The 20,467-nt window shown below is 31.2% G+C and carries 19 protein-coding genes; 16 read left to right on the top strand and 3 right to left on the bottom strand.

Annotated elements, in window-relative coordinates; genetic code table 11:
• Positions 1 to 13: 13 nt before the first annotated feature.
• The 3 genes from rpoC to L0U72_RS07340 all read left to right on the top strand — a co-directional run bounded on the left by rpoC (position 14) and on the right by L0U72_RS07340 (position 5,234).
• Entirely contained in the window at positions 14 to 4,285 is a 4,272-nt protein-coding gene (gene rpoC, locus L0U72_RS07350) for a DNA-directed RNA polymerase subunit beta' (protein WP_233883606.1), read from the top strand.
• A 53-nt stretch (positions 4,286 to 4,338) separates the two neighbouring features.
• Positions 4,339 to 4,647, top strand: a complete 309-nt coding sequence (locus tag L0U72_RS07345) for a DUF3467 domain-containing protein (protein WP_101916702.1) — start codon at positions 4,339 to 4,341, stop codon at positions 4,645 to 4,647.
• A gap of 149 nt (positions 4,648 to 4,796) precedes the next feature.
• A complete protein-coding gene (locus L0U72_RS07340) occupies positions 4,797 to 5,234 on the top strand; it encodes an RrF2 family transcriptional regulator (RefSeq protein ID WP_101916701.1) in 438 nt (145 codons plus the stop codon).
• Positions 5,235 to 5,325: 91 nt separating this feature from the next.
• On the opposite strand, the gene L0U72_RS07335 is transcribed toward L0U72_RS07340, so the two are convergent.
• Positions 5,326 to 6,012 (bottom strand): Crp/Fnr family transcriptional regulator, encoded by a 687-nt coding sequence (locus L0U72_RS07335; protein WP_233898777.1) that lies wholly within the window; start codon positions 6,010 to 6,012, stop codon positions 5,326 to 5,328.
• 103 nt (positions 6,013 to 6,115) lie between these two features.
• On the opposite strand from L0U72_RS07335, the gene L0U72_RS07330 reads away from it, so the two are divergent.
• The 5 genes from L0U72_RS07330 to L0U72_RS07310 all read left to right on the top strand — a co-directional run bounded on the left by L0U72_RS07330 (position 6,116) and on the right by L0U72_RS07310 (position 11,746).
• Positions 6,116 to 8,488, top strand: coding sequence for a heavy metal translocating P-type ATPase (locus L0U72_RS07330; RefSeq protein WP_233898776.1), 2,373 nt, complete (start codon positions 6,116 to 6,118; stop codon positions 8,486 to 8,488).
• Between the two features lie 17 nt (positions 8,489 to 8,505).
• Positions 8,506 to 8,838, top strand: coding sequence for an AraC family ligand binding domain-containing protein (locus L0U72_RS07325; RefSeq protein WP_058885590.1), 333 nt, complete (start codon positions 8,506 to 8,508; stop codon positions 8,836 to 8,838).
• A 14-nt stretch (positions 8,839 to 8,852) separates the two neighbouring features.
• Positions 8,853 to 9,518, top strand: coding sequence for a deoxyribose-phosphate aldolase (deoC, locus tag L0U72_RS07320; protein ID WP_233898775.1), 666 nt, complete (start codon positions 8,853 to 8,855; stop codon positions 9,516 to 9,518).
• 88 nt (positions 9,519 to 9,606) lie between these two features.
• Positions 9,607 to 10,968 carry an oxygen-independent coproporphyrinogen III oxidase gene (gene hemN / locus L0U72_RS07315; protein WP_233898774.1) on the top strand — a complete coding sequence of 454 codons (1,362 nt, stop codon included), beginning with the start codon at positions 9,607 to 9,609 and terminating at the stop codon, positions 10,966 to 10,968.
• A 355-nt stretch (positions 10,969 to 11,323) separates the two neighbouring features.
• Positions 11,324 to 11,746 (top strand): hypothetical protein, encoded by a 423-nt coding sequence (locus L0U72_RS07310; RefSeq protein WP_101916696.1) that lies wholly within the window; start codon positions 11,324 to 11,326, stop codon positions 11,744 to 11,746.
• 3 nt (positions 11,747 to 11,749) lie between these two features.
• Here L0U72_RS07310 and L0U72_RS07305 read toward each other — a convergent pair whose 3' ends face one another.
• The gene (locus tag L0U72_RS07305; RefSeq protein WP_101916695.1) at positions 11,750 to 11,950 is read right to left on the bottom strand and encodes a hypothetical protein; all 201 of its coding nucleotides are present in this window, start codon (positions 11,948 to 11,950) and stop codon (positions 11,750 to 11,752) included.
• A 337-nt stretch (positions 11,951 to 12,287) separates the two neighbouring features.
• Between L0U72_RS07305 and ccoS the strand changes: the two genes are divergently transcribed.
• The 8 genes from ccoS to L0U72_RS07265 all read left to right on the top strand — a co-directional run bounded on the left by ccoS (position 12,288) and on the right by L0U72_RS07265 (position 19,649).
• The gene (gene ccoS / locus L0U72_RS07300; protein ID WP_101916694.1) at positions 12,288 to 12,455 is read left to right on the top strand and encodes a cbb3-type cytochrome oxidase assembly protein CcoS; all 168 of its coding nucleotides are present in this window, start codon (positions 12,288 to 12,290) and stop codon (positions 12,453 to 12,455) included.
• 30 nt (positions 12,456 to 12,485) lie between these two features.
• Entirely contained in the window at positions 12,486 to 14,684 is a 2,199-nt protein-coding gene (ccoN, locus tag L0U72_RS07295; RefSeq protein ID WP_233883597.1) for a cytochrome-c oxidase, cbb3-type subunit I, read from the top strand.
• 8 nt (positions 14,685 to 14,692) lie between these two features.
• On the top strand, positions 14,693 to 14,860 hold the full coding sequence (locus L0U72_RS07290) for a CcoQ/FixQ family Cbb3-type cytochrome c oxidase assembly chaperone (protein WP_233883595.1): 168 nt from the start codon (positions 14,693 to 14,695) through the stop codon (positions 14,858 to 14,860).
• Between the two features lie 11 nt (positions 14,861 to 14,871).
• Entirely contained in the window at positions 14,872 to 15,993 is a 1,122-nt protein-coding gene (locus L0U72_RS07285; protein WP_233861369.1) for a cbb3-type cytochrome c oxidase N-terminal domain-containing protein, read from the top strand.
• A 51-nt stretch (positions 15,994 to 16,044) separates the two neighbouring features.
• A complete protein-coding gene (ccoG, locus tag L0U72_RS07280) occupies positions 16,045 to 17,466 on the top strand; it encodes a cytochrome c oxidase accessory protein CcoG (RefSeq protein WP_193706358.1) in 1,422 nt (473 codons plus the stop codon).
• A 118-nt stretch (positions 17,467 to 17,584) separates the two neighbouring features.
• Positions 17,585 to 18,031, top strand: a complete 447-nt coding sequence (locus L0U72_RS07275) for a FixH family protein (protein ID WP_193699733.1) — start codon at positions 17,585 to 17,587, stop codon at positions 18,029 to 18,031.
• The gene (locus tag L0U72_RS07270) at positions 18,031 to 18,729 is read left to right on the top strand and encodes a sulfite exporter TauE/SafE family protein (protein ID WP_101916690.1); all 699 of its coding nucleotides are present in this window, start codon (positions 18,031 to 18,033) and stop codon (positions 18,727 to 18,729) included. Before L0U72_RS07275 ends, L0U72_RS07270 begins: the two co-directional genes overlap by 1 nt.
• A gap of 80 nt (positions 18,730 to 18,809) precedes the next feature.
• The gene (locus tag L0U72_RS07265) at positions 18,810 to 19,649 is read left to right on the top strand and encodes a universal stress protein (RefSeq protein ID WP_317170474.1); all 840 of its coding nucleotides are present in this window, start codon (positions 18,810 to 18,812) and stop codon (positions 19,647 to 19,649) included.
• Positions 19,650 to 19,744: 95 nt separating this feature from the next.
• On the opposite strand, the gene L0U72_RS07260 is transcribed toward L0U72_RS07265, so the two are convergent.
• Entirely contained in the window at positions 19,745 to 20,443 is a 699-nt protein-coding gene (locus L0U72_RS07260) for a DUF4369 domain-containing protein (protein ID WP_101916689.1), read from the bottom strand.
• Positions 20,444 to 20,467: the final 24 nt, after the last annotated feature.

The raw sequence follows: 20,467 nt of genomic DNA, 5'->3' as shown, positions 1-20,467 counted from the left end.
TCCATTACTTATTATGGCAAGAAAGAACGAAAAATACACTGTTAAAAAGTTTAACAAAATTTCAATTGGTTTAGCATCTCCAGAGTCTATTTTAGAGGCATCTAGAGGTGAGGTTTTAAAACCAGAAACTATAAATTACCGTACACATAAACCAGAAAGAGATGGGTTGTTTTGTGAGCGTATATTCGGTCCTATAAAGGATTATGAGTGTGCCTGTGGTAAATACAAAAGAATCCGTTATAAAGGAATCATTTGTGATCGATGTGGAGTTGAAGTTACCGAGAAAAAGGTACGTAGAGATAGAGTAGGTCACATTAATTTAGTAGTACCAGTAGCACATATTTGGTATTTTAGATCATTGCCTAACAAAATGGGGTACCTTTTAGGGTTACCATCTAAGAAGTTAGATATGATTATTTACTACGAACGTTATGTAGTAATTCAAGCAGGTGATGCTAAAACTGCTGAAGGAGAGCCATTACATAAAATGGACTTCTTAACAGAAGAAGAGTATTTAGATATTTTAGATACACTTCCACAAGAAAACATGTATTTAGATGATACAGATCCTACTAAGTTTATCGCTAAAATGGGAGCTGAATGTTTAATCGATTTATTAGAAAGAATTGATTTAGACGCTTTATCATTTGAATTACGTCATAAAGCAAATACGGAAACTTCTAAACAGCGTAAAAACGAAGCATTAAAGCGTTTAAATGTTGTGGAAGCTTTTAGAGATTCGCAAAAAAATAGAGAAAACAATCCTGAGTGGATGATTATGAAGGCTGTACCAGTTATACCGCCAGAATTACGTCCTTTAGTGCCATTAGATGGTGGTCGTTTTGCTACTTCAGATTTAAACGATTTATACCGTCGTGTAATTATCCGTAACAATCGTTTAAAACGATTAATGGAAATTAAAGCACCTGAGGTTATTTTACGTAATGAGAAACGTATGTTACAAGAATCAGTAGATTCTTTATTTGATAACACACGTAAATCATCAGCAGTAAAAACAGAATCTAACAGACCGTTAAAATCGTTATCTGATAGTTTGAAAGGGAAACAAGGTCGTTTCCGTCAAAACTTACTAGGTAAGCGTGTTGATTATTCTGCACGTTCGGTAATTGTTGTTGGACCAGAATTAAGATTATTTGAATGTGGATTGCCAAAAGATATGGCAGCAGAATTATACAAACCTTTCGTTATTCGTAAGTTAATTGAAAGAGGAATTGTAAAAACTGTAAAATCTGCAAAGAAAATTATAGATAGAAAAGAACCAGTTGTTTGGGATATTTTAGAGAATGTAATTAAAGGACATCCAGTTTTATTAAACCGTGCACCTACATTACACCGTTTAGGTATTCAGTCTTTCCAACCAAAATTAATTGAAGGAAAAGCGATTCGTTTACATCCATTAGCATGTTCGGCATTTAATGCGGATTTTGATGGGGATCAAATGGCAGTTCACTTACCATTAGGGCCTGAAGCTATTTTAGAAGCGCAGATTTTAATGTTAGGATCTCACAATATTTTAAACCCTGCAAATGGAGCACCAGTAACGGTACCATCTCAGGATATGGTATTGGGTCTGTATTATATGACCAAAGAAAGAAAATCAACTCCTGAAGTACCTATTCAAGGAGAAGGATTAATTTTTTATTCTCCAGAAGAGGTAATTATCGCCTTAAATGAAGAAAAAGTAGACTTAAATGCAGGTATCAAAGTTCGTACACACGATGTTGTAGACGGACAAGATGTAACTAGAATTATAGCAACAACCGTTGGTAGAGTTTTATTTAATCAGGTAGTGCCTAAAGAAGCTGGGTATATTAATGATGTTTTAACTAAAAAATCATTAAGAGGAATTATTGGTGATATTTTAAAAGTAACCAATATTCCTGCTGTTGGTGATTTCTTAGATGAAATTAAAAATATGGGATATAAATACGCCTTTGAAGGTGGTTTATCATTCTCATTAGGAGATATTATTATTCCTGAAGAAAAAACAGGAATGATTGCCGAAGCAAATAAAGAGGTAGATATTATTGTATCTAACTATAACATGGGAATGTTAACTAACAAAGAACGTTACAATCAGGTAATTGATATTTGGGGATCTACCAATAATAGATTAACAGAGTTATCAATGAAACGTTTGCGTGAAGATCAGCAAGGATTTAACTCGGTATTTATGATGCTTGACTCTGGAGCGCGTGGTTCGAAAGAACAAATTCGTCAGCTTACAGGTATGCGTGGATTAATGGCAAAACCTAAAAAATCGACCGCTGGTGGTGGAGAAATTATTGAAAATCCAATTCTTTCTAACTTTAAGGAAGGGTTATCCATTTTAGAATACTTTATCTCAACACACGGTGCTCGTAAAGGTTTAGCGGATACGGCTCTTAAAACAGCCGATGCTGGTTACTTAACACGTCGTTTAGTAGATGTATCTCAGGATGTTATTGTAAACGAAGTTGATTGTGGAACTTTAAGAGGGTTAGAAGTAGCGCCATTAAAGAAAAATGATGAAATCGTGGAATCTTTATCTGATAGAATTACAGGGCGTACTTCTTTACAAGATGTATATGCACCTAATTCTGATGATTTATTAGTTGCTTCTGGGGAATTAATTACCTCAAAAATAGCCAATATAATTCAAGATTCAGGAATCGATAAAGTAGAAGTACGTTCCGCATTAACTTGTGAATCTGAAAGAGGAATTTGTGAGAAATGTTATGGACAATCGTTATCAACAGGAAATAAAGTTCAAAGAGGAGAAGCAGTTGGAGTAATTGCAGCGCAATCTATTGGAGAACCTGGTACACAGTTAACATTACGTACCTTCCACGTTGGAGGGGTAGCAGGAAATATATCCGAAGAAAATAAGTTAATTGCAAAATATGACGGTAACGTTAAAATTGAAGATTTACGTACTGTAAAAGGAAAAGATAGCGAAGGTAAAGAAATTGAAATCGTTATTTCTCGTACGGCAGAAATCAAAATTATTGACAAGAAAACCGATATCGTATTAAGTGCAAATATTATTCCTTACGGTTCTATTATCTTTAATAAAGATATTAAAACCATCAAAAAAGGAGATGCTGTATGTCAATGGGATCCATTTAACGGAGTTATTGTATCAGAATTTGGAGGTAAAGTGAAGTTTGATAACTTAGAACAAGGTATTAATTACTCTGTTGAAGTTGATGAACAAACTGGTTTCCAAGAGAAAGTTATGATTGATTCTAAAAACAAAAAAATCATTGCTTCATTAATTATTGAAGATGCCGATGGTAATGCGTTACGTTCGTATAGTTTACCAGTAGGTGCTCACTTAATGGTTAGCGATGGTGATAAAGTTCCAACAGGTCATACGTTAGTGAAAATTCCACGTAAGTCTGGTAAAGCAGGCGATATTACAGGAGGTTTACCACGTGTAACAGAATTATTTGAAGCACGTAACCCATCGAATCCAGCAGTAATTGCTCAAATTGATGGAGTTGTATCTTTCGGTAAAATTAAGCGAGGTAATCGTGAAATTATTATTGAATCTAAAACTGGTGATATTACGAAGTATTTAGTAAAATTATCGAACCAAATTTTAGTTCAAGAAAACGATTTTATTAAAGCAGGTATGCCTTTATCTGATGGAGCTACAACGCCTATCGATATTTTAAATATTCAAGGACCTTCAGCGGTACAAGAATACTTAGTAAACGAAATTCAAGAAGTATATCGTTTACAGGGTGTAAAAATTAATGACAAGCATTTCGAAGTAGTAGTACGTCAAATGATGCGTAAAGTTAGAATTATTGATTCTGGAGATACCTTATTACTAGAAAATCAATTAATTCATAAGAATGACTTTATCAAAGATAACGACGCTATCTACGGAATGAAAGTTGTTGAAGATGCAGGAGATTCTGAAAATTTAACCGCAGGACAAATCGTTTCTGCGCGTCAATTAAGAGATGAAAATTCTATTTTACGTAGAGCTGATAAAAATTTAGTAGCCGCTCGTGAAGCGAAACCAGCAACAGCTGAACAAGTTTTACAAGGAATTACTAGAGCTTCGTTACAAACGAAATCATTTATATCAGCAGCATCATTCCAGGAAACAACTAAAGTATTAAATGAAGCCGCAGTAAACGGTAAAATTGATACCTTAGAAGGATTAAAAGAAAATGTAATTGTAGGTAAACGTATACCAGCAGGTACAGGAATGAGATCGTATGACCGACAAATTGTAGGTCCAATGGAAGAAATGGAGAAAAATTTATAATTTTTAATACCAAAGGCCTCTAAAATTTAGAGGCCTTTTTTTATATTAATATTATGGAAGACAAGAAAGAACCACAATTAAATATTGAATTAGATCAAGATATTGCTGAAGGTACCTACAGTAACTTAGCAATTATTAATCATTCAGTATCAGAATTTATTGTTGATTTTATCAATATTATGCCTGGTGTACCAAAGGCAAAGGTAAAATCAAGAATTATTTTAACACCACAACATGCTAAAAGACTTGCAAAAGCATTAGCTGAAAATGTTCAAAAATTTGAACAAGCAAATGGTGAAATTAAAGATTATGAACAAGTACCAATTCCAATGAACTTTGGAGGAACAACAGGTGAAGCTTAAAAAAAAACAAAAATATTTCTATACTTTAGAAATATCTTTGTTTTTTAAATTTTAATAAAAGATAATATTATCTTTTATTAAATAAATAATTATCTTTACTTTCAAATATATCAGAATATATTTTTAAAAAAAAATTGTAAAAATTATATATGTTTTCAAAATCTTGTGAATATGGTTTAAGAGCCGCTATTTATATAGCAGAACAGTCTAGTTTAAAGAAAAAAGTAGGGCTTAAAGAAATTGCAAATGCAATCAATTCTCCAGAACCATTTACAGGTAAAATATTACAAATTTTAACAAAAAATAATATTGCAAATTCCTTAAAAGGACCACACGGAGGATTTTTTATAGAAGAAGTAAATCTGAAGAAAATAAAGTTAAGTAACATCGTATCGGTATTAGATGGAGATGCCATATATACAGGATGTGCTTTAGGATTAAAGCAATGTGACCATACTTCACCGTGTCCTTTACATACAAAATTTATCGAAATTAGAGAACGTTTAAAAGTAATGTTAGAAGAAAATACGCTGTACGATATTTTATATACACAAGGTGAAAAAAATATTTTTTGGTTAAAAAGATAATCAAAAAATGAAAAACTCAAAAGTTAATACTTTTGAGTTTTTTTTATGAAAGATAATTATGATTGCTAAAAATAATCAATAAAAATAGTTTTTATAATCCTTTTGATATTTTTTCTAATTCGCTAATATTTAAAATAAAAACTTCTTTTCCTTTTAAATCGATTAATTTTTTCTTTTTAAATTCAGATAATAATCGAATAGCAGATTCTGTTGCTGTACCAATAATATTGGCAATATCTTCACGAGATAAAAGAATATCTAACGCTCCATTTTTGTTTTTTTCAAACTTTTTTTCAAGATTTAACAAGGTCGTTGCTAAACGTTGTTTTACGGTTTTTTGAGCCATATCAACAATAAAATTATCGGCAAGTTTAAGTGAAGATGCCATGTTTTTAAGAACATCCATCGTAAATTTAGGATTCGTTTCTAAATTGTTAAGTATCTCTTCCTTAGGGATAAAGCAAACCTCCATATCGTTAATAGCGATGGCTTTTAAGTTAGATGCTTCATCAGTTATCAAACTACGTTCACCAAGTAAATCTCCTTTTTGAACAATATTTACTATTTGATCTCTTCCGTTATCACTCATTTTAGAAACCTTACTAATACCACTTTTAATACAAAAAACGCCGTTTATATGTTCTCCTTCTTCAAATAACACACTTCCTTTTTTTATTACTTTGGAAGTTTTACAACTAGCAATTCTTATCAATTCATTTTTTGTGAGTGATTTTAAAGAGTTAAATTGACGAATAATGCATTGTTCACATTTGCTCATAATAGTCTTTGGTTAGGCTAGTTCAAATATAATCAAAAGCTGATATATATCATATTTTAATTGCGATTCTTATAAGACCTTTGCACTAGGCAAAAGAGTAAATATGGAAAACGAAAAATGTTTTCATTGTGGTAACCAATGCGATACCGAAACCATTAAAATAGAAGATAAATCTTTTTGTTGTAATGGTTGTAAAACTGTTTATGAGATTTTTTCAGAAAACGACTTAACGTGTTACTACGATTTTCAAAACAATCCTGGAGCAATTCCAACAGAAATTCAAGGAAAATACGACTTTTTAGACAATCAACCTATTGTAGATAAACTACTAGAATTTAACGACGGCAATATACACGTTGTGAATCTGTACATACCACACATACATTGTAGTTCGTGTATTTGGGTGCTGGAAAATTTACACAAATTACAACGAAATATTAGTTCGGCACAAGTTAATTTCCCTGAAAAAACAGTACGGATTACTTATAATTCTGAAATTATTTCGTTAAAAGAAATTGTTTTATTATTGAGTGCCATCGGATATGAACCTTACATCAGTTTAGAAGATTACGAAGTTGGAAAGAAGAAAGTAGATAGAAGTTTAATTTATAAATTAGGAATTGCAGGTTTTTCTTTCGGAAATGTGATGTTTTTATCGTTTCCTGAATATTTTGAAGTAACTGGTTTTTGGCTAGAACAATACAAAGGAATATTCCGTTGGTTGATGTTTTTCTTCTCATTACCTGTAGTTTTTTATGCTGCACAGGATTATTTTATATCCGCGTATAAAGGGTTGCGTGCTAAAATTTTAAATATTGATGTTCCTATTGCTTTAGGAGTTGCTGTGTTGTTTATCCGAAGTTCTGCTGAAATTATTTTTGATATCGGAACTGGTTTTTTTGATAGCTTAACAGGCTTAGTTTTCTTTTTATTATTAGGGAAATTTTTTCAACAGAAAACCTATAATTTCTTGTCATTTGAACGCGATTATAAATCCTATTTTCCCATTGCGGTAACCCGAATTTCATCCGAAGGAAAAGAAGAAAATGTACAAATTTATGATATTGAAAAAGGCGATAGATTATTAATCAGAAATCAAGAATTAATTCCTGTTGATGGAATTTTAATCAACGGAAATGCCAAAATAGATTACAGTTTTGTTACAGGTGAAGCAGTTCCTGTAGCTAAAAAATCGGGCGATAAATTATTTGCAGGAGGAAAGCAATTATCGGGAGTTGTAGAAATGGAAGTTTTAAGTTCGGTTTCGCAAAGTTATTTGACACAATTGTGGAGTAATGACGTATTTAAGAAAGATAAAAACTCCTCATTTAAAACATTAACAGATAGAATCAGTCAAAATTTTACGGTAACAATTTTAATAATCGCTTTTTTTTCTACCGCATTTTGGCTGTATTATGATTCAAGTAAAGCCTTAAATGTATTTACCGCTGTGTTAATTATTGCGTGTCCGTGTGCGATTGCTTTAGCTGCTCCGTTTACTTTAGGAAATATGCTTCGGATTTTTGGAAAGAAGAAATTCTACTTGAAAAATGCCACGGTTGTAGAACAATTAGCGGCAATTGATACTGTTATTTTTGATAAAACAGGAACACTTACAACAAGTAAAGAAAATCAAATTGAGTATAAAGGAAGCGAATTGTCATCCGAAGAAAAAGTACTTTTAAAAAGTGCTTTACGAGCGTCAAATCATCCGTTAAGTAGAATGTTGTATAGTTCTTTAACTGCTGAAATGCTTGATATTACAAGCTTTAAAGAGTACACAGGAAAAGGAATTGAAGCGACATATAATAACAGAATTATAAAAATAGGTTCATCATCTTTTGTAAATAATACGGATGAAAAAATCAATTTAGATACTTCCGTTCATATTAGTTTTGATGGAGTTTATAAAGGAAAATATGTGTTTAAAAATGCGTATCGAAATGGCGTAAAAAGTTTGTTTTCTGAATTGGAAGAAAATTATAATTTGGCGGTTGTTTCTGGTGATAATGAAGGCGAAAAGACTTATTTAGAAACTTTATTGCCTAAAAACACCTCTTTTTTATTCAATCAAAAGCCAGAAGATAAATTAAATTACGTTGAGAATTTACAAAATAAAGGACAAAGCGTAATTATGATTGGCGATGGCTTAAATGATGCAGGGGCATTGGCACAAAGTAATGTTGGAATTTCATTATCAGAAAATATTAACGTGTTTTCTCCTGCTTGTGATGCTATTTTAGATGCTTCAAAATTTAATGAAATTGGCAATTATATAAAGGTATCAAAAAAGGCAATTAAAATAATAAAGTATAGTTTTATATTGTCGTTATGTTATAATTTAATTGGGTTGTATTTTGCTACAACAGGACAATTAAAGCCTGTGATTGCCGCAATTTTAATGCCGTTAAGTTCTATTAGTATTGTTTTATTTACAACGATTGCAACAAATTTAGTAGGAAAAAAAATAAAATAATTTAAAAGATAATACTTATGAAAGTAGCCTCATTTTTAGAAGATATTAAGTTTAATGAAAACAAACCTGCCGTATCATTATTATTGGATACGGGTTTTTCAAAAGAAATTCGCATTGTTTTTAAAAAAGGACAAGTAATGGAAGCGCATCAAGCACCTTTTGCAATAATTGTTCAGGTGATAAAAGGTTGTATTGATTTTGGCGTTGAGGGAGCGATAAAGCAATTAAATGCTGGGGATATAATTTCATTAAAACCACAAGTAGTACATGATTTAACAGCAGTAGAAGAAAGTGTTGTACGTTTGTCATTATCAAAAACAGATACTTTAAAAAGAGTTGAAAACGTATAAAAGAGATAAAATTGATGCAATTAAATACCTATATAGACCACACTTTACTAAAAGCAACCGCTACAGATAACGATATTATACAACTGTGTGAACAAGCCATTAAATACGGTTTTTATGCCGTTTGTGTAAACGGCTGTTATGTGAAATTAGCAAAAGAAACCTTAGTGGATTCTGATGTAAAAATAGCCGCTGTTATTGGGTTTCCTTTAGGGGCAATGACTACCGAAGCTAAAATTTTTGAGGCGGTTAATTGTATTGAAAATGGTGCGTCAGAAATTGATATGGTTATTAATGTTGGTAAATTGTTGGCTAGCGATTATGATTATGTTGAAAATGAAATAAGGTTGATAAAAAAAGCCATCGGAAATAATGTTTTAAAAGTAATTTTTGAGAATTGTTATTTATCCGAAGAAAAACTGAAAACAGTTTGTTTGCTCGCGGTAAATTCAGGTGCTAATTTTATAAAAACATCGACAGGTTTTGGTACAGGTGGCGCTACTTTTAAACAGGTTGAATTAATGAAGTTTACGGTTAAAAATAGCGTGCAAATAAAAGCGGCTGGCGGTATTAAAGATATCGAAACAGCAGCGAAATATATTAAACTAGGTGCAACTCGCTTAGGAACATCAGCAGGAGTTTCTTTGGTTACTAAAGGGGTTTCTGAAAATGATAATTATTAAAAAAAGGTTGTTTAGCTAAAGCGTATCAATTTATTATTAATCCGCTAAGTTTTTAGGCTAATTAACTTGATATTCTAAAAAAATATACATGAATTCACTGATACAAAAATACAACATTCCAGGACCAAGATATACGAGTTATCCGACGGTTCCTTATTGGGAAAATGAAACGTTTTCTAAAGATAAATGGATTGAAACCTTTAAAAAATCGTTTATAGAAAGCAATTTATCCGAAGGAATTAGTGTGTATATTCATTTGCCTTTTTGTGAGAGTATTTGTACATTTTGTGCATGTCATAAACATATTACAAAAAGACATGAAGTAGAAGAAGATTATATTGATACCGTTTTAAAAGAATGGAATTTATATACGAATTTAGTCGATGAAACGCCAATTATCAAGGAAATTCATTTAGGTGGCGGAACACCTACTTTTTTTTCAAAAGAAAATTTAAAAAAGTTAATTGATGGTTTATTTATCAATGCTAAAAAACATCCGAAGCACGAATTTAGTTTTGAAGGACATCCAAATAATACCACAAAAGCACAATTACAAACCTTGTTTGATGTTGGTTTTACACGAGTAAGTTACGGTGTGCAAGATTATAATTTAAAAGTACAAGAAGCAATTCATAGAGTACAGCCTTTTGAAAATGTCGAAAAAGCAACGCGTTGGGCACGTGAAATTGGATATACATCAATCAGTCACGATTTAATTTTTGGATTGCCATTTCAAACTAAAGAAAACGTAATTCATACCATTAATAAAACCAAAGAATTACAACCTGATAGAATTTCGTTTTATAGTTATGCACATGTTCCTTGGGTAAAAGGTGTTGGGCAACGAGGTTTTAAGGAGGAAGATTTACCTAAAAATGAAGAAAAACGTGAATTATACGAAATAGGGAAGGAGTTATTTGCTGAAATGGGTTATGTTGAAATAGGAATGGATCATTTTGCTTTAAAATCGGATAGTTTATATAAAGCAACTCAGGAAAAAACATTGCATCGTAATTTTATGGGTTATACTGCCAATAAAACGCAATTAATGATTGGTTTAGGAATGTCATCAATATCCGATTCTTGGTATGGATTTGCACAAAATGTAAAAACGGTAAAAGAATATCAAAAAATAGTGAATGAAGGAGAAATTCCTGTTTTTAGAGGACATATTTTATCCGAAGAAGATTTAGTTATCCGAAAGCATATTTTAAATATTATGTGTCATTTTACCACTTCGTGGGATGCTGAAAATTTAAAGGTTAAAGGTATCGAAATCCTTTTAGAAAAATTACAAGAAATGGTCGCTGATAGTTTGGTTTTTATCGATGGAAACACTTTAACAGTTCCTGAAAAAGCAAGACCCTATGTTCGAAATATCTGTATGGCGTTTGATAAGCGTTTGCATAATAACAAGCCCGAAACAAAATTGTTTTCGATGACAATTTAAAGTATTATATCAATATAATTAATTCTATAAAAACTAAAACCAAGGCTTGATAATAAGCCTTGGTTTGAAAAAGTAGAAATTCATAGTTTATTTTTATAGCACCCTTCACAATAACCATAATAGATAAACTAATTCTTTCAACAATAATTATTTTTTTATTACTTTCATTAACAAATACCTATAATTTTTATTTAATTCATAATTTTATACAAATAAACAAAGGTTACTTTAGTATATGAACAATATTTGTCTGTTAATTAAAAATTATTAGTCGTACATTTGTAGTTCTGATACGGCAAATATCGTATTTTTTTCCGTTCAATAAAACAATTAACGTATTTTTTTACGAATAATTATGGTAGCAACTAGAATAAAAGCATTTATAACATATAAAGATGTAGCGGTTAGTAAGTTAGAAAAAATAATAGGTGCTAGCGATGGCACATTACGAAATGCTTTAAAGAAAGGAACTGAAATTAATTCAAAATGGCTCGTATTAATTTCCGATAATTTCCCTGATTTAAATTTTAATTGGCTTATTACAGGTAAAGGAGAAATGCTTTTAAATACAAAGCCTATTAGCTTACAGAATACAAAAAATGAGGTAATATTAGATTATATTTTAGTGCATATCGAGGCCTTCAGAAGAGAACCTAAAATAGATGCTATCGCAGGTTTATTTTCTAATTTTGAGCAACAAAGAGAACTTCAGAAATTATATGATAAAATTAGAGAATATGAATCTTTATTAGCAGAGAAGAAAGAGGCTATTAAATAAAATTTAGCTCTTTAATTTCTCTTTAAAATCTAATTCTTTTATTTTTTTAGCAACCATATTTTTAATTAATATTGTTTTTTCTTGTTCTATTTTTAGTTTATTTTCAACGACTTTAGTTGTTTTTTCTTCTTTTTTCTTTCTTCTTTTTTGTTTAAATAGTATCAAAATGAAGAATTCTTTTAAAATAGTAACTACTTTTTTCATCAGATTATATTTCTTTTGTAATAATGAAATTCAAGAAATATTTTTGAAGAAAAGAGGTGGTTAATAGGTTCAATTCTTTTTTATTTTTTCTAGCTTTTTTTTTCATTTATAAAATAATTTTATTGCATTATTTATGCAATAAATTGATATAAAAAACACCTTTTTTTATTTAAAAATATGGTTATGTACTTGTAAATTAGTGTTTTATTTCTTTAGTAGTAGGCTAGCAAAATTTCGATTGTAAATTAATACTCTTTGCTTGGTATATTATATGATAAATATCATGTTTTAAGAAAATCTTCACAATTATCTTTGTGTAACAATTATCAGGCAAGATATGAGCGTTATTTACTTATTACTAACACTAAGTATTTTAGTGGCACTAATTTTTTTTATTGCATTTATTGTTTCGGTAAAAAGCGGCCAATACGATGATTCGTATACACCCTCTGTTCGTATCCTTTTTGATGACGAATTAGTGAAAGAAGAAACAGAAAATCAATAACTAACAATAGATATTAAATTAAATTAGATTATGGAAATGCAACAATTTTATTACGATAATAAAATCGTAAAAAAATTCATTTATGCTACACTATTTTGGGGAATTGTAGGTTTCTCGGTAGGTTTATTATTAGCATTTATGTTTTTATTCCCAAATGTAACAGACGGAATTTCGTGGTTAAGTTTTGGACGTTTAAGACCATTACATACCAATGCGGTAATTTTTGCATTTGTAGGAAACGCTATTTATGCAGGAGTCTATTATTCGTTACAGCGATTGCTCAAGGCACGTATGGCGAGTAATTTTTTAAGTAATCTTAATTTTTGGGGATGGCAGGCAATTATTGTCGCCGCCGCGATAACATTACCTTTAGGATATAGTAGTTCTAAAGAATATGCTGAATTAGAATGGCCTATCGATATTGCTATTGCAATTGTTTGGGTAGCCTTTGGAGTTAACATGATTTGGACGATTCTTCAAAGAAGACAGCGTCATTTATATGTTGCTATTTGGTTTTATTTAGGAACTTTTGTAACGGTAGCTGTTTTACATATCTTTAATAGTTTAGCATTACCTGTAAGTTTTTTCAAATCATATTCAGTATACGCAGGGGTACAAGATGCCTTGGTACAATGGTGGTACGGACATAATGCGGTAGCATTTTTCTTAACAACGCCATTTTTAGGATTGATGTATTATTTTGTTCCTAAAGCAGCAAACAGACCTGTATATTCTTACCGATTATCAATTGTTCACTTTTGGTCATTAATATTTATTTATATCTGGGCAGGACCTCACCATTTATTATATACGGCTTTACCAACATGGGCTCAAAATTTAGGAGTTGCCTTTTCAATTATGTTATTAGCGCCATCTTGGGGTGGAATGATAAACGGATTATTAACACTTCGTGGTGCTTGGGATAAAGTACGTACTGATCCTGTTTTAAAATTCTTCGTAGTTGCAATTACGGGTTACGGTATGGCAACTTTTGAAGGACCAATGTTATCTTTAAAAAATGTAAATGCTATTGCACACTTTAGTGACTGGATTATTGCACACGTTCACGTAGGAGCATTAGCTTGGAATGGTTTCTTTACCTTCGGGATGATTTACTGGATGGTACCAAGATTATTCAAAACAAAATTATATTCTACCGCTTTAGCAAACTTCCATTTCTGGATAGGAACTTTAGGAATTATTATGTATACATTACCGATGTATGTTGCAGGTTTTGTACAGGCATCAATGTGGAAACAATTTAATCCTGATGGAACATTAGCGTATGGTAACTTTTTAGAAACAGTAGCAGAAATAATTCCAATGTATTGGATGCGTGCTATTGGAGGAAGTATGTTTATTATTGGAGCATTTGTGATGATTTACAACATGGTGCAAACGATACGTTCAGGAAGTGATGTTACGGATGATTTAGCAGAAGCAGTTCCGTTAACCAAAGTATCTAAACATAGAACAAAAGGAGAAGCATGGCATACTTGGTTAGAAAGAAAACCAATTAAATTAACAATTTTTGCAACTATTGCCATTTTAATTGGAGGTATTGTTCAAATTGTACCAACTTTATTAGTGAAATCGAATATACCAACAATAGCAAGTGTTAAACCATATTCACCATTAGAATTAGAAGGTCGAGATCTTTATATTCGTGAAGGATGTGTAGGATGTCACTCTCAAATGGTACGTCCATTCAGGTCGGAAGTAGAGCGTTATGGAGAATACTCTAAAGCTGGAGAATTTGTATATGATCACCCGTTCTTATGGGGTTCTAAACGTACAGGACCAGATTTACATAGAATCGGAAGTAAATATTCTGATAGCTGGCATTTAAATCACATGTACGATCCGCAAAGTACGTCACCAGGTTCTATCATGCCATCATATAAATGGATTGTTAGAGATCGATTAGATAAAAGTGATACGCAAGCAAAAATGAGGGTAATGGTAACTTTAGGGGTTCCTTATTCTGAAGAGGAAATTGCAAACGCACAAGCAAGTATGGATGCACAAGGAGCTAAAATTCAAGAGAACTTACACCAAGATCCTGATTTTGCTAAAAACTATGCTTCGGATAAAAAATATGCTGAAGAAAACGGACAAGAATTTATCGAAATGAAAGATAGAGAAATTGTCGCTTTAATTGCTTATTTACAACGCTTAGGTACCGATATTAAAGTAAAAGATGTTCAAAAACAATTAAGTTCTAAATAAAAACACAGATGTTAAAATTCGTGAAAAATCATATGGAGAGCATTGCAGGTATCGAAATATACCCTTTGATTTCATTAACAATATTCTTTACCTTTTTCGTGGTATTATTTTGGTGGGTATTTACAGCTAAAAAAGAATATATAAGTAAGGTAAGCGACTTACCTTTAAATGATTAAAACAAATTATTATGAAAAAATATATACAATCAATAGTATCTTTTCTTTTTGTTTTTTCAATGCCATTTATTTTAGCAGCGGCATTTAAGGCATATAAAGAACCGTTTAACTTTTTAGAAAATCCGATAGTTTGGTATATTACAATAGGTTTTGGATTAGTGGTATTTCTAAAAGAAGTATTATCGAACACCGTTGTAAATAAAGCAAATGATGCAATGCCAAAGAACTATACAAGAGTTCAATCGGCAATATCATTTTTGTTTACTTTTTTAACACCTTTTGCATTAGCCAAAGCAATTACTTCATACAAAAATCCGTATGATATTTTAGAAAATCCATTAGTTTGGTTAGGATTAATTGCCTTCGGATTAGTGCTTTTAGCCAAAGAAGTACTTACAATTACTGGTGTTCAAAAAGTGGAAGAAATAGCCATGATTAAAGCAGGAATTAATCCAGAAGATATCGATAATTTAGCTTGGGCAAAGCAAATAATATCAAAATGGACAAAAGCCAAAGGACTTGAAAAAGAACAAGAAATTATTCTTGACCATAATTATGATGGAATTAAAGAATTAGACAATACATTACCGCCGTGGTGGGTTGGGTTATTTTATGCAACTATAATTTTTGCAGTAGTTTATTTAGTTCGATTTGAAGTTTTAGATGGATACACGCAAGTAATGGAATATGAAGAATCTGTAGCCATTGCAAAAAGAGAATTAGCGGCTTATAAATCAACCTCAAAAGAAGCTGTTATTGATGCTGAAACTGTTACTGTTTTAACATCAGAAAGTGATTTAAAAAGAGGAAAAGCAGTTTTTAATTTAAACTGTGCTGCCTGTCATATTGCTGATGGTGGTGGAGGTATCGGTCCTAACTTAACTGATAATTACTGGATTTTAGGTGGTGGAATTAAAAATATTTTCTCAACTATTTCTAACGGAGGTAGAGATGGAAAAGGAATGGTTGCTTGGAATAAAACCTTAAAACCTATCGATATGCAAAAAGTAGCAAGTTATATTGTGTCTTTACACGGTACTACGCCAGCAAATCCAAAAGCACCTCAAGGAGAATTATATAAAGATGATTCTAAACCAGTAGTGGAAGCAACAGTAGAAACTGTTGTAGAATAATCTAAATAATAACAAATAATAAGTATAATTGATTTTTTTTAATAGTTGATCATGGAAACACCCAAGGACGAACAATTTAGAGATAGTATAGGTACCATCAATAAGGAAGGTAAGCGTGCTTGGGTGTATCCTAAAAAGCCAAGCGGACGATTTTATAAATATAGGTCGTACGTAAGTTATTTTTTATTGACAATTTTATTAGCAGCACCATTTATCAAAATTAATGGAAATCAGTTTTTATTATTCAATGTCATCAAACGAAAATTTAATATTTTCGGATTTCCTTTTTGGCCACAAGATTTTCATTTATTAGTGATTTCGATGATTGTCGGCGTGGTATTTATTATTTTATTTACCGTTGTTTTTGGGCGGATTTTCTGCGGATGGATTTGTCCGCAAACCATCTTCTTAGAAATGGTTTTTAGAAAGATAGAATATTGGATCGATGGTGATAGAGGAAAACAAATCCGACTTGAAAAACAACCTTGGAATGCTGAGAAAATTAAGAAACGACTGTTAAAATGGTTTATCTTTTTTATCATTTCTTTTTTAATTGCCAATGTATTTTTGGCATATTTAATCGGAGGTGATACCGTTATTGACTATGTAACAGGTAATCCGCTAGACAACGTAAGTACCTTAATTTCATTGTTGATTTTTACAGGAGTTTTCTACTTTATCTTTGCATGGTTTAGAGAACAAGTATGTATTATTGCGTGTCCTTATGGAAGGTTACAAGGAGTTTTATTAGATAACAAAACAATTAATGTTGCCTATGATCACGTACGTGGAGAGGGTGAGAAAGGACGTGGAAAATTCAGTAAAAAAGAAGATAGAGCCACCACAGGAAAAGGAGATTGTATTGATTGTTTTCAATGTGTAAACGTTTGCCCTACGGGGATTGATATTAGAAACGGAACACAATTAGAGTGTGTGAATTGTACCGCTTGTATTGATGAGTGCGATCACATGATGGAAAAAGTAGGGCTACCAAAAGGATTAATTCGTTTTGCTAGTGAAGAAAATATTGAAAAGAAAACACCTTTTGAGTTTACTGCCAGAATGAAAGGTTATACCGCTGTTTTAGGTATTTTAATTGCTGTTTTAATAGGAATGTTATTTTTAAGAAATGATGTAGAAGCAACTATTCTACGATTACCAGGGCAGTTGTATCAGCATAAAAAAGGTAATATTATTAGCAACATTTATACTTATAAAGTAATTAATAAAACGACCAAACAAATTGATGATATAAGTTATAAAATACTTTCTCATAAAGGAAAAATTGAAACAGTAACACATCAAAATTTCCAAGTTCCAAAACAAGGATTAGCACAAGGAACGCTATTTATTGAAATGCATCAATCTGAAATGGAAGATGAAAAAGTAAACCTTAGAATTGGCGTTTATAGTGGCGATAAATTAATTGAAACTACACAAACTAATTTCTTAGGACCAAGAAGTTATCGCTAAAAAACAAGAAAAAAACAAAAAATATTAAGTTAAATAGCATATAAAATAACGTGAAGTAATCTGTTGGTTAAAATAGATTACTTCACGTTATATATAATATTACCTAAAAATAAGTAACATGAAACTAAACTGGGGTACAGGAATTGTCATTGCAATTATAGCGTTTATGAGTTTTATACTATATTTCGTTATATCGATGAGTACGGGGCAGAATTATACTCATGATTTGGTATCCGAAGAATACTATCAAAAAGAATTGGTGTTTCAAGATAATATTGATGCTACCAAAAATGCGAAAGCATTAACAGAAAATATTCAAGTAAAAAAAGTGCCAGAAGGATTAAAAGTCTATTTTCCAACAGCATTTAATCCTAAAGAGATTACAGGAAAAGTGTTCCTATATAGACCATCTAATAAACAATTAGATTTTGAAACCCCTATTTCAATTTCTGATACATATTTGCTCGTGCCTGAGAAACGTTTGTTAGGTGGTCGATGGAACATTATTGTTTCCTGGAATTACAAAAATACGCCATATTTATTTGAGAAAGAGTTGATTTATTAATGTTTCTTTCTGCGCTCATATTTGGTTTATTAGGTAGTTTTCACTGCATTGGAATGTGCGGTCCTATTGCCTTTATGTTGCCTGTTGATAGAAGCAATAAAATTAAACAATTCTTTCAGATTTTAAGTTATCATTTTGGGCGATTATTCACCTATAGTTTAATTGGATTGTTGTTTGGCTTGTTAGGAAAAGGGTTTTATTTCTTTGGATTTCAGCAACAATTATCAATAATAACGGGTGTTTTAATGATTTCGATGGTTTTATTGCCAAAGACATTTCAAAAGTATAATTTTTCAAAACCGATTACTAAATTGGTAATGAAAGTGAAGTCATCATTAGGAAAAGAATTAAAAAAGAAAGGCAATGATACTTTTTTCACGATCGGTTTTTTAAACGGATTTTTACCTTGTGGATTAGTTTACATGGCTGTTTTTGGTGCAATAGCAACTTCAAATCCTTTTTCAGGAAGTTTGTATATGTTTATCTTCGGATTAGGAACAGTTCCTTTAATGACGATTATCGTATATGTTGGAAATTTTGCCAACGGTTTAATCCGAAAAAGAATTCAGCAAGCGATTCCTTACGTAGTTGTTTTTATAGGGATTCTATTTATTTTACGTGGTTTAGGTTTAGGGATTCCGTATGTTTCACCAGTGCCAGTTAGCAATTTAGCGACTCCAGTGCAAGGGTGTTATTAAGGTAATTAGATGCTGTAAATCAGGTTTTTTGTCAATAATATTTAGTAACTTTAGTGAGTACTAAAACCTAAATAAATATCATGATGAAAAAAATAATTGTTCCTGTTGATTTTTCAGTATATTCAGAAAATGCGCTAAAAACAGCCGCTTCTTTAGCTAAAAAAAATAATTCAGAAATTATCGTAGTTCATATGTTAGAACTCTCACATGCGATGATGAATCAATCGGCAAATTTTACGCAATTAGAATCGGTTTTTCTATTAGAATTGGCGAAAAAAAAGTTTAACGAATTTTTAGAAAAAGACTATTTATCAGGCATTAAAGTAACACCAATTATTAAACATTTTAAAATTTTCACAGAATTAGATGCCTTGGCAAAGCGTGAAGAGGTCGATTTAATTGTTATCGGTTCTAAAGGGACAAGCGGTATTGAAGAGATGTTTATCGGTTCGAATACCGAAAAGGTAATCCGATATGCAACGACGCCTGTTTTAGTGGTAAAAGACGCGCCAATTACTTCACAATTACAAAAAGCGGTATTTGCTTGTGAATTTTCAACTGATGATGTAGCCTCGTATTTGAAAGCTAAAAACTTCTTTGAAAAACTAGATTGTGAATTAGAATTATTATATGTAAGTACGCCAACAATTAGTTTTAAAAGTAGTCAACAGATTGAACAAAGTATGCTAGATTTCTTTGAAAAAGCAGGAGAAGATGCTTCAAATCTGAAAAATGTAAAAATTATTTCGGAATACACCGTAGAGAGTGGCGTGTTGTATTATGCTGATAAAAGTAATGCCGATATTATCGCCGTGGCAACGCATGGACGCAAAGGAATTTCTCATTTCTTTGAAGGAAGTATTTCTGAAGATATTGCAAATCATAGTAAATTACCGATTATTTCTTTTAAAATCGAATAATTTATAATTCTACTAATTTTATAAATTGAAGCACTAAAAAAACTCGATATCATAATTGGTATCGAGTTTTTAGTATTTAAAATTTTAATTTGAAATTACTTTTTAGCTTTAATTTCGGTGATAAATTTCTGTAAACGTTTTCCATAATCAGAACTTTTAACATTGTCTGAAAGGCTATTATTAATGGTATCTAATAAGACTAAATTAGCATCAAATAATTCTGATAAAGCGATATAAGGAGCGACTTCGTTATCGGCATGAGCGATGGCAAAGTTTGTTGAAAATAAAAAACGACGACGCATCATTTTTTTATAATCGGTTTCTAATTTTTTTACAAGTGTATCGTTTTTTGCCTGACGTGCTTCAAAATCTCTTTTGATAAAATCTAAACGTTGGTCTTTAAATTTGTTATCGATTTGTCGAAATTCTTGAAGTATATCTTGATTTTTAGAGCCTTTTATCTCTGGATTAAAACCAAATTCCTCTAAGTTATCGTTAATCGTGATTTCTCCTTGTTCACCAAAAAACATAAGATGTTTGTCTTTGGTATTTCCATCAAAAGTTAAATAATACATAACAGGAGAGCTCACATTATCAGATAAAATAAAGGTATCATTTCCTAATAAAGCCATTGAATCGACAGAAATTAAGTTGGTATCTTTCATTTTCTGAAGATATAACGTTCCTTTTTTCAATCCTTTAATTTGACCTTTTACAATCATGTTTCCTTCTTTTTTAGAAGAACAAGCAAAAGCCAGTATAGAAAACGCTAAAAGTGCGATAATTTTTTTCATAATGAGTATAATTTTTGAGTTGCA

The organism is Tenacibaculum piscium (genome assembly GCF_021390755.1).
In the GTDB taxonomy this organism is placed as follows: Bacteria; Bacteroidota; Bacteroidia; order Flavobacteriales; family Flavobacteriaceae; genus Polaribacter; species Polaribacter piscius.
The sequence above is the reverse complement of the archived record's forward strand: the minus strand, read 5'-3'. Positions and strand labels throughout refer to the sequence as shown.

Excerpts from the sequence above, each read along its gene's own strand:
- L0U72_RS07305 (WP_101916695.1), bottom strand. The coding sequence starts at position 11,950 with ATGAAAAAAGTAGTTACTATTTTAAAAGAATTCTTCATTTTGATACTA.
- L0U72_RS07345 (WP_101916702.1), top strand. The coding sequence starts at position 4,339 with ATGGAAGACAAGAAAGAACCACAATTAAATATTGAATTAGATCAAGAT.
- ccoN (WP_233883597.1), top strand. The coding sequence starts at position 12,486 with ATGGAAATGCAACAATTTTATTACGATAATAAAATCGTAAAAAAATTC.
- L0U72_RS07325 (WP_058885590.1), top strand. The coding sequence starts at position 8,506 with ATGAAAGTAGCCTCATTTTTAGAAGATATTAAGTTTAATGAAAACAAA.
- L0U72_RS07270 (WP_101916690.1), top strand. The coding sequence starts at position 18,031 with ATGTTTCTTTCTGCGCTCATATTTGGTTTATTAGGTAGTTTTCACTGC.
- L0U72_RS07285 (WP_233861369.1), top strand. The coding sequence starts at position 14,872 with ATGAAAAAATATATACAATCAATAGTATCTTTTCTTTTTGTTTTTTCA.
- ccoS (WP_101916694.1), top strand. The coding sequence starts at position 12,288 with ATGAGCGTTATTTACTTATTACTAACACTAAGTATTTTAGTGGCACTA.
- ccoG (WP_193706358.1), top strand. The coding sequence starts at position 16,045 with ATGGAAACACCCAAGGACGAACAATTTAGAGATAGTATAGGTACCATC.
- hemN (WP_233898774.1), top strand. The coding sequence starts at position 9,607 with ATGAATTCACTGATACAAAAATACAACATTCCAGGACCAAGATATACG.
- L0U72_RS07340 (WP_101916701.1), top strand. The coding sequence starts at position 4,797 with ATGTTTTCAAAATCTTGTGAATATGGTTTAAGAGCCGCTATTTATATA.
- L0U72_RS07310 (WP_101916696.1), top strand. The coding sequence starts at position 11,324 with ATGGTAGCAACTAGAATAAAAGCATTTATAACATATAAAGATGTAGCG.
- L0U72_RS07275 (WP_193699733.1), top strand. The coding sequence starts at position 17,585 with ATGAAACTAAACTGGGGTACAGGAATTGTCATTGCAATTATAGCGTTT.
- L0U72_RS07290 (WP_233883595.1), top strand. The coding sequence starts at position 14,693 with ATGTTAAAATTCGTGAAAAATCATATGGAGAGCATTGCAGGTATCGAA.
- rpoC (WP_233883606.1), top strand. The coding sequence starts at position 14 with ATGGCAAGAAAGAACGAAAAATACACTGTTAAAAAGTTTAACAAAATT.
- deoC (WP_233898775.1), top strand. The coding sequence starts at position 8,853 with ATGCAATTAAATACCTATATAGACCACACTTTACTAAAAGCAACCGCT.
- L0U72_RS07330 (WP_233898776.1), top strand. The coding sequence starts at position 6,116 with ATGGAAAACGAAAAATGTTTTCATTGTGGTAACCAATGCGATACCGAA.
- L0U72_RS07265 (WP_317170474.1), top strand. The coding sequence starts at position 18,810 with ATGATGAAAAAAATAATTGTTCCTGTTGATTTTTCAGTATATTCAGAA.
- L0U72_RS07335 (WP_233898777.1), bottom strand. The coding sequence starts at position 6,012 with ATGAGCAAATGTGAACAATGCATTATTCGTCAATTTAACTCTTTAAAA.
- L0U72_RS07260 (WP_101916689.1), bottom strand. The coding sequence starts at position 20,443 with ATGAAAAAAATTATCGCACTTTTAGCGTTTTCTATACTGGCTTTTGCT.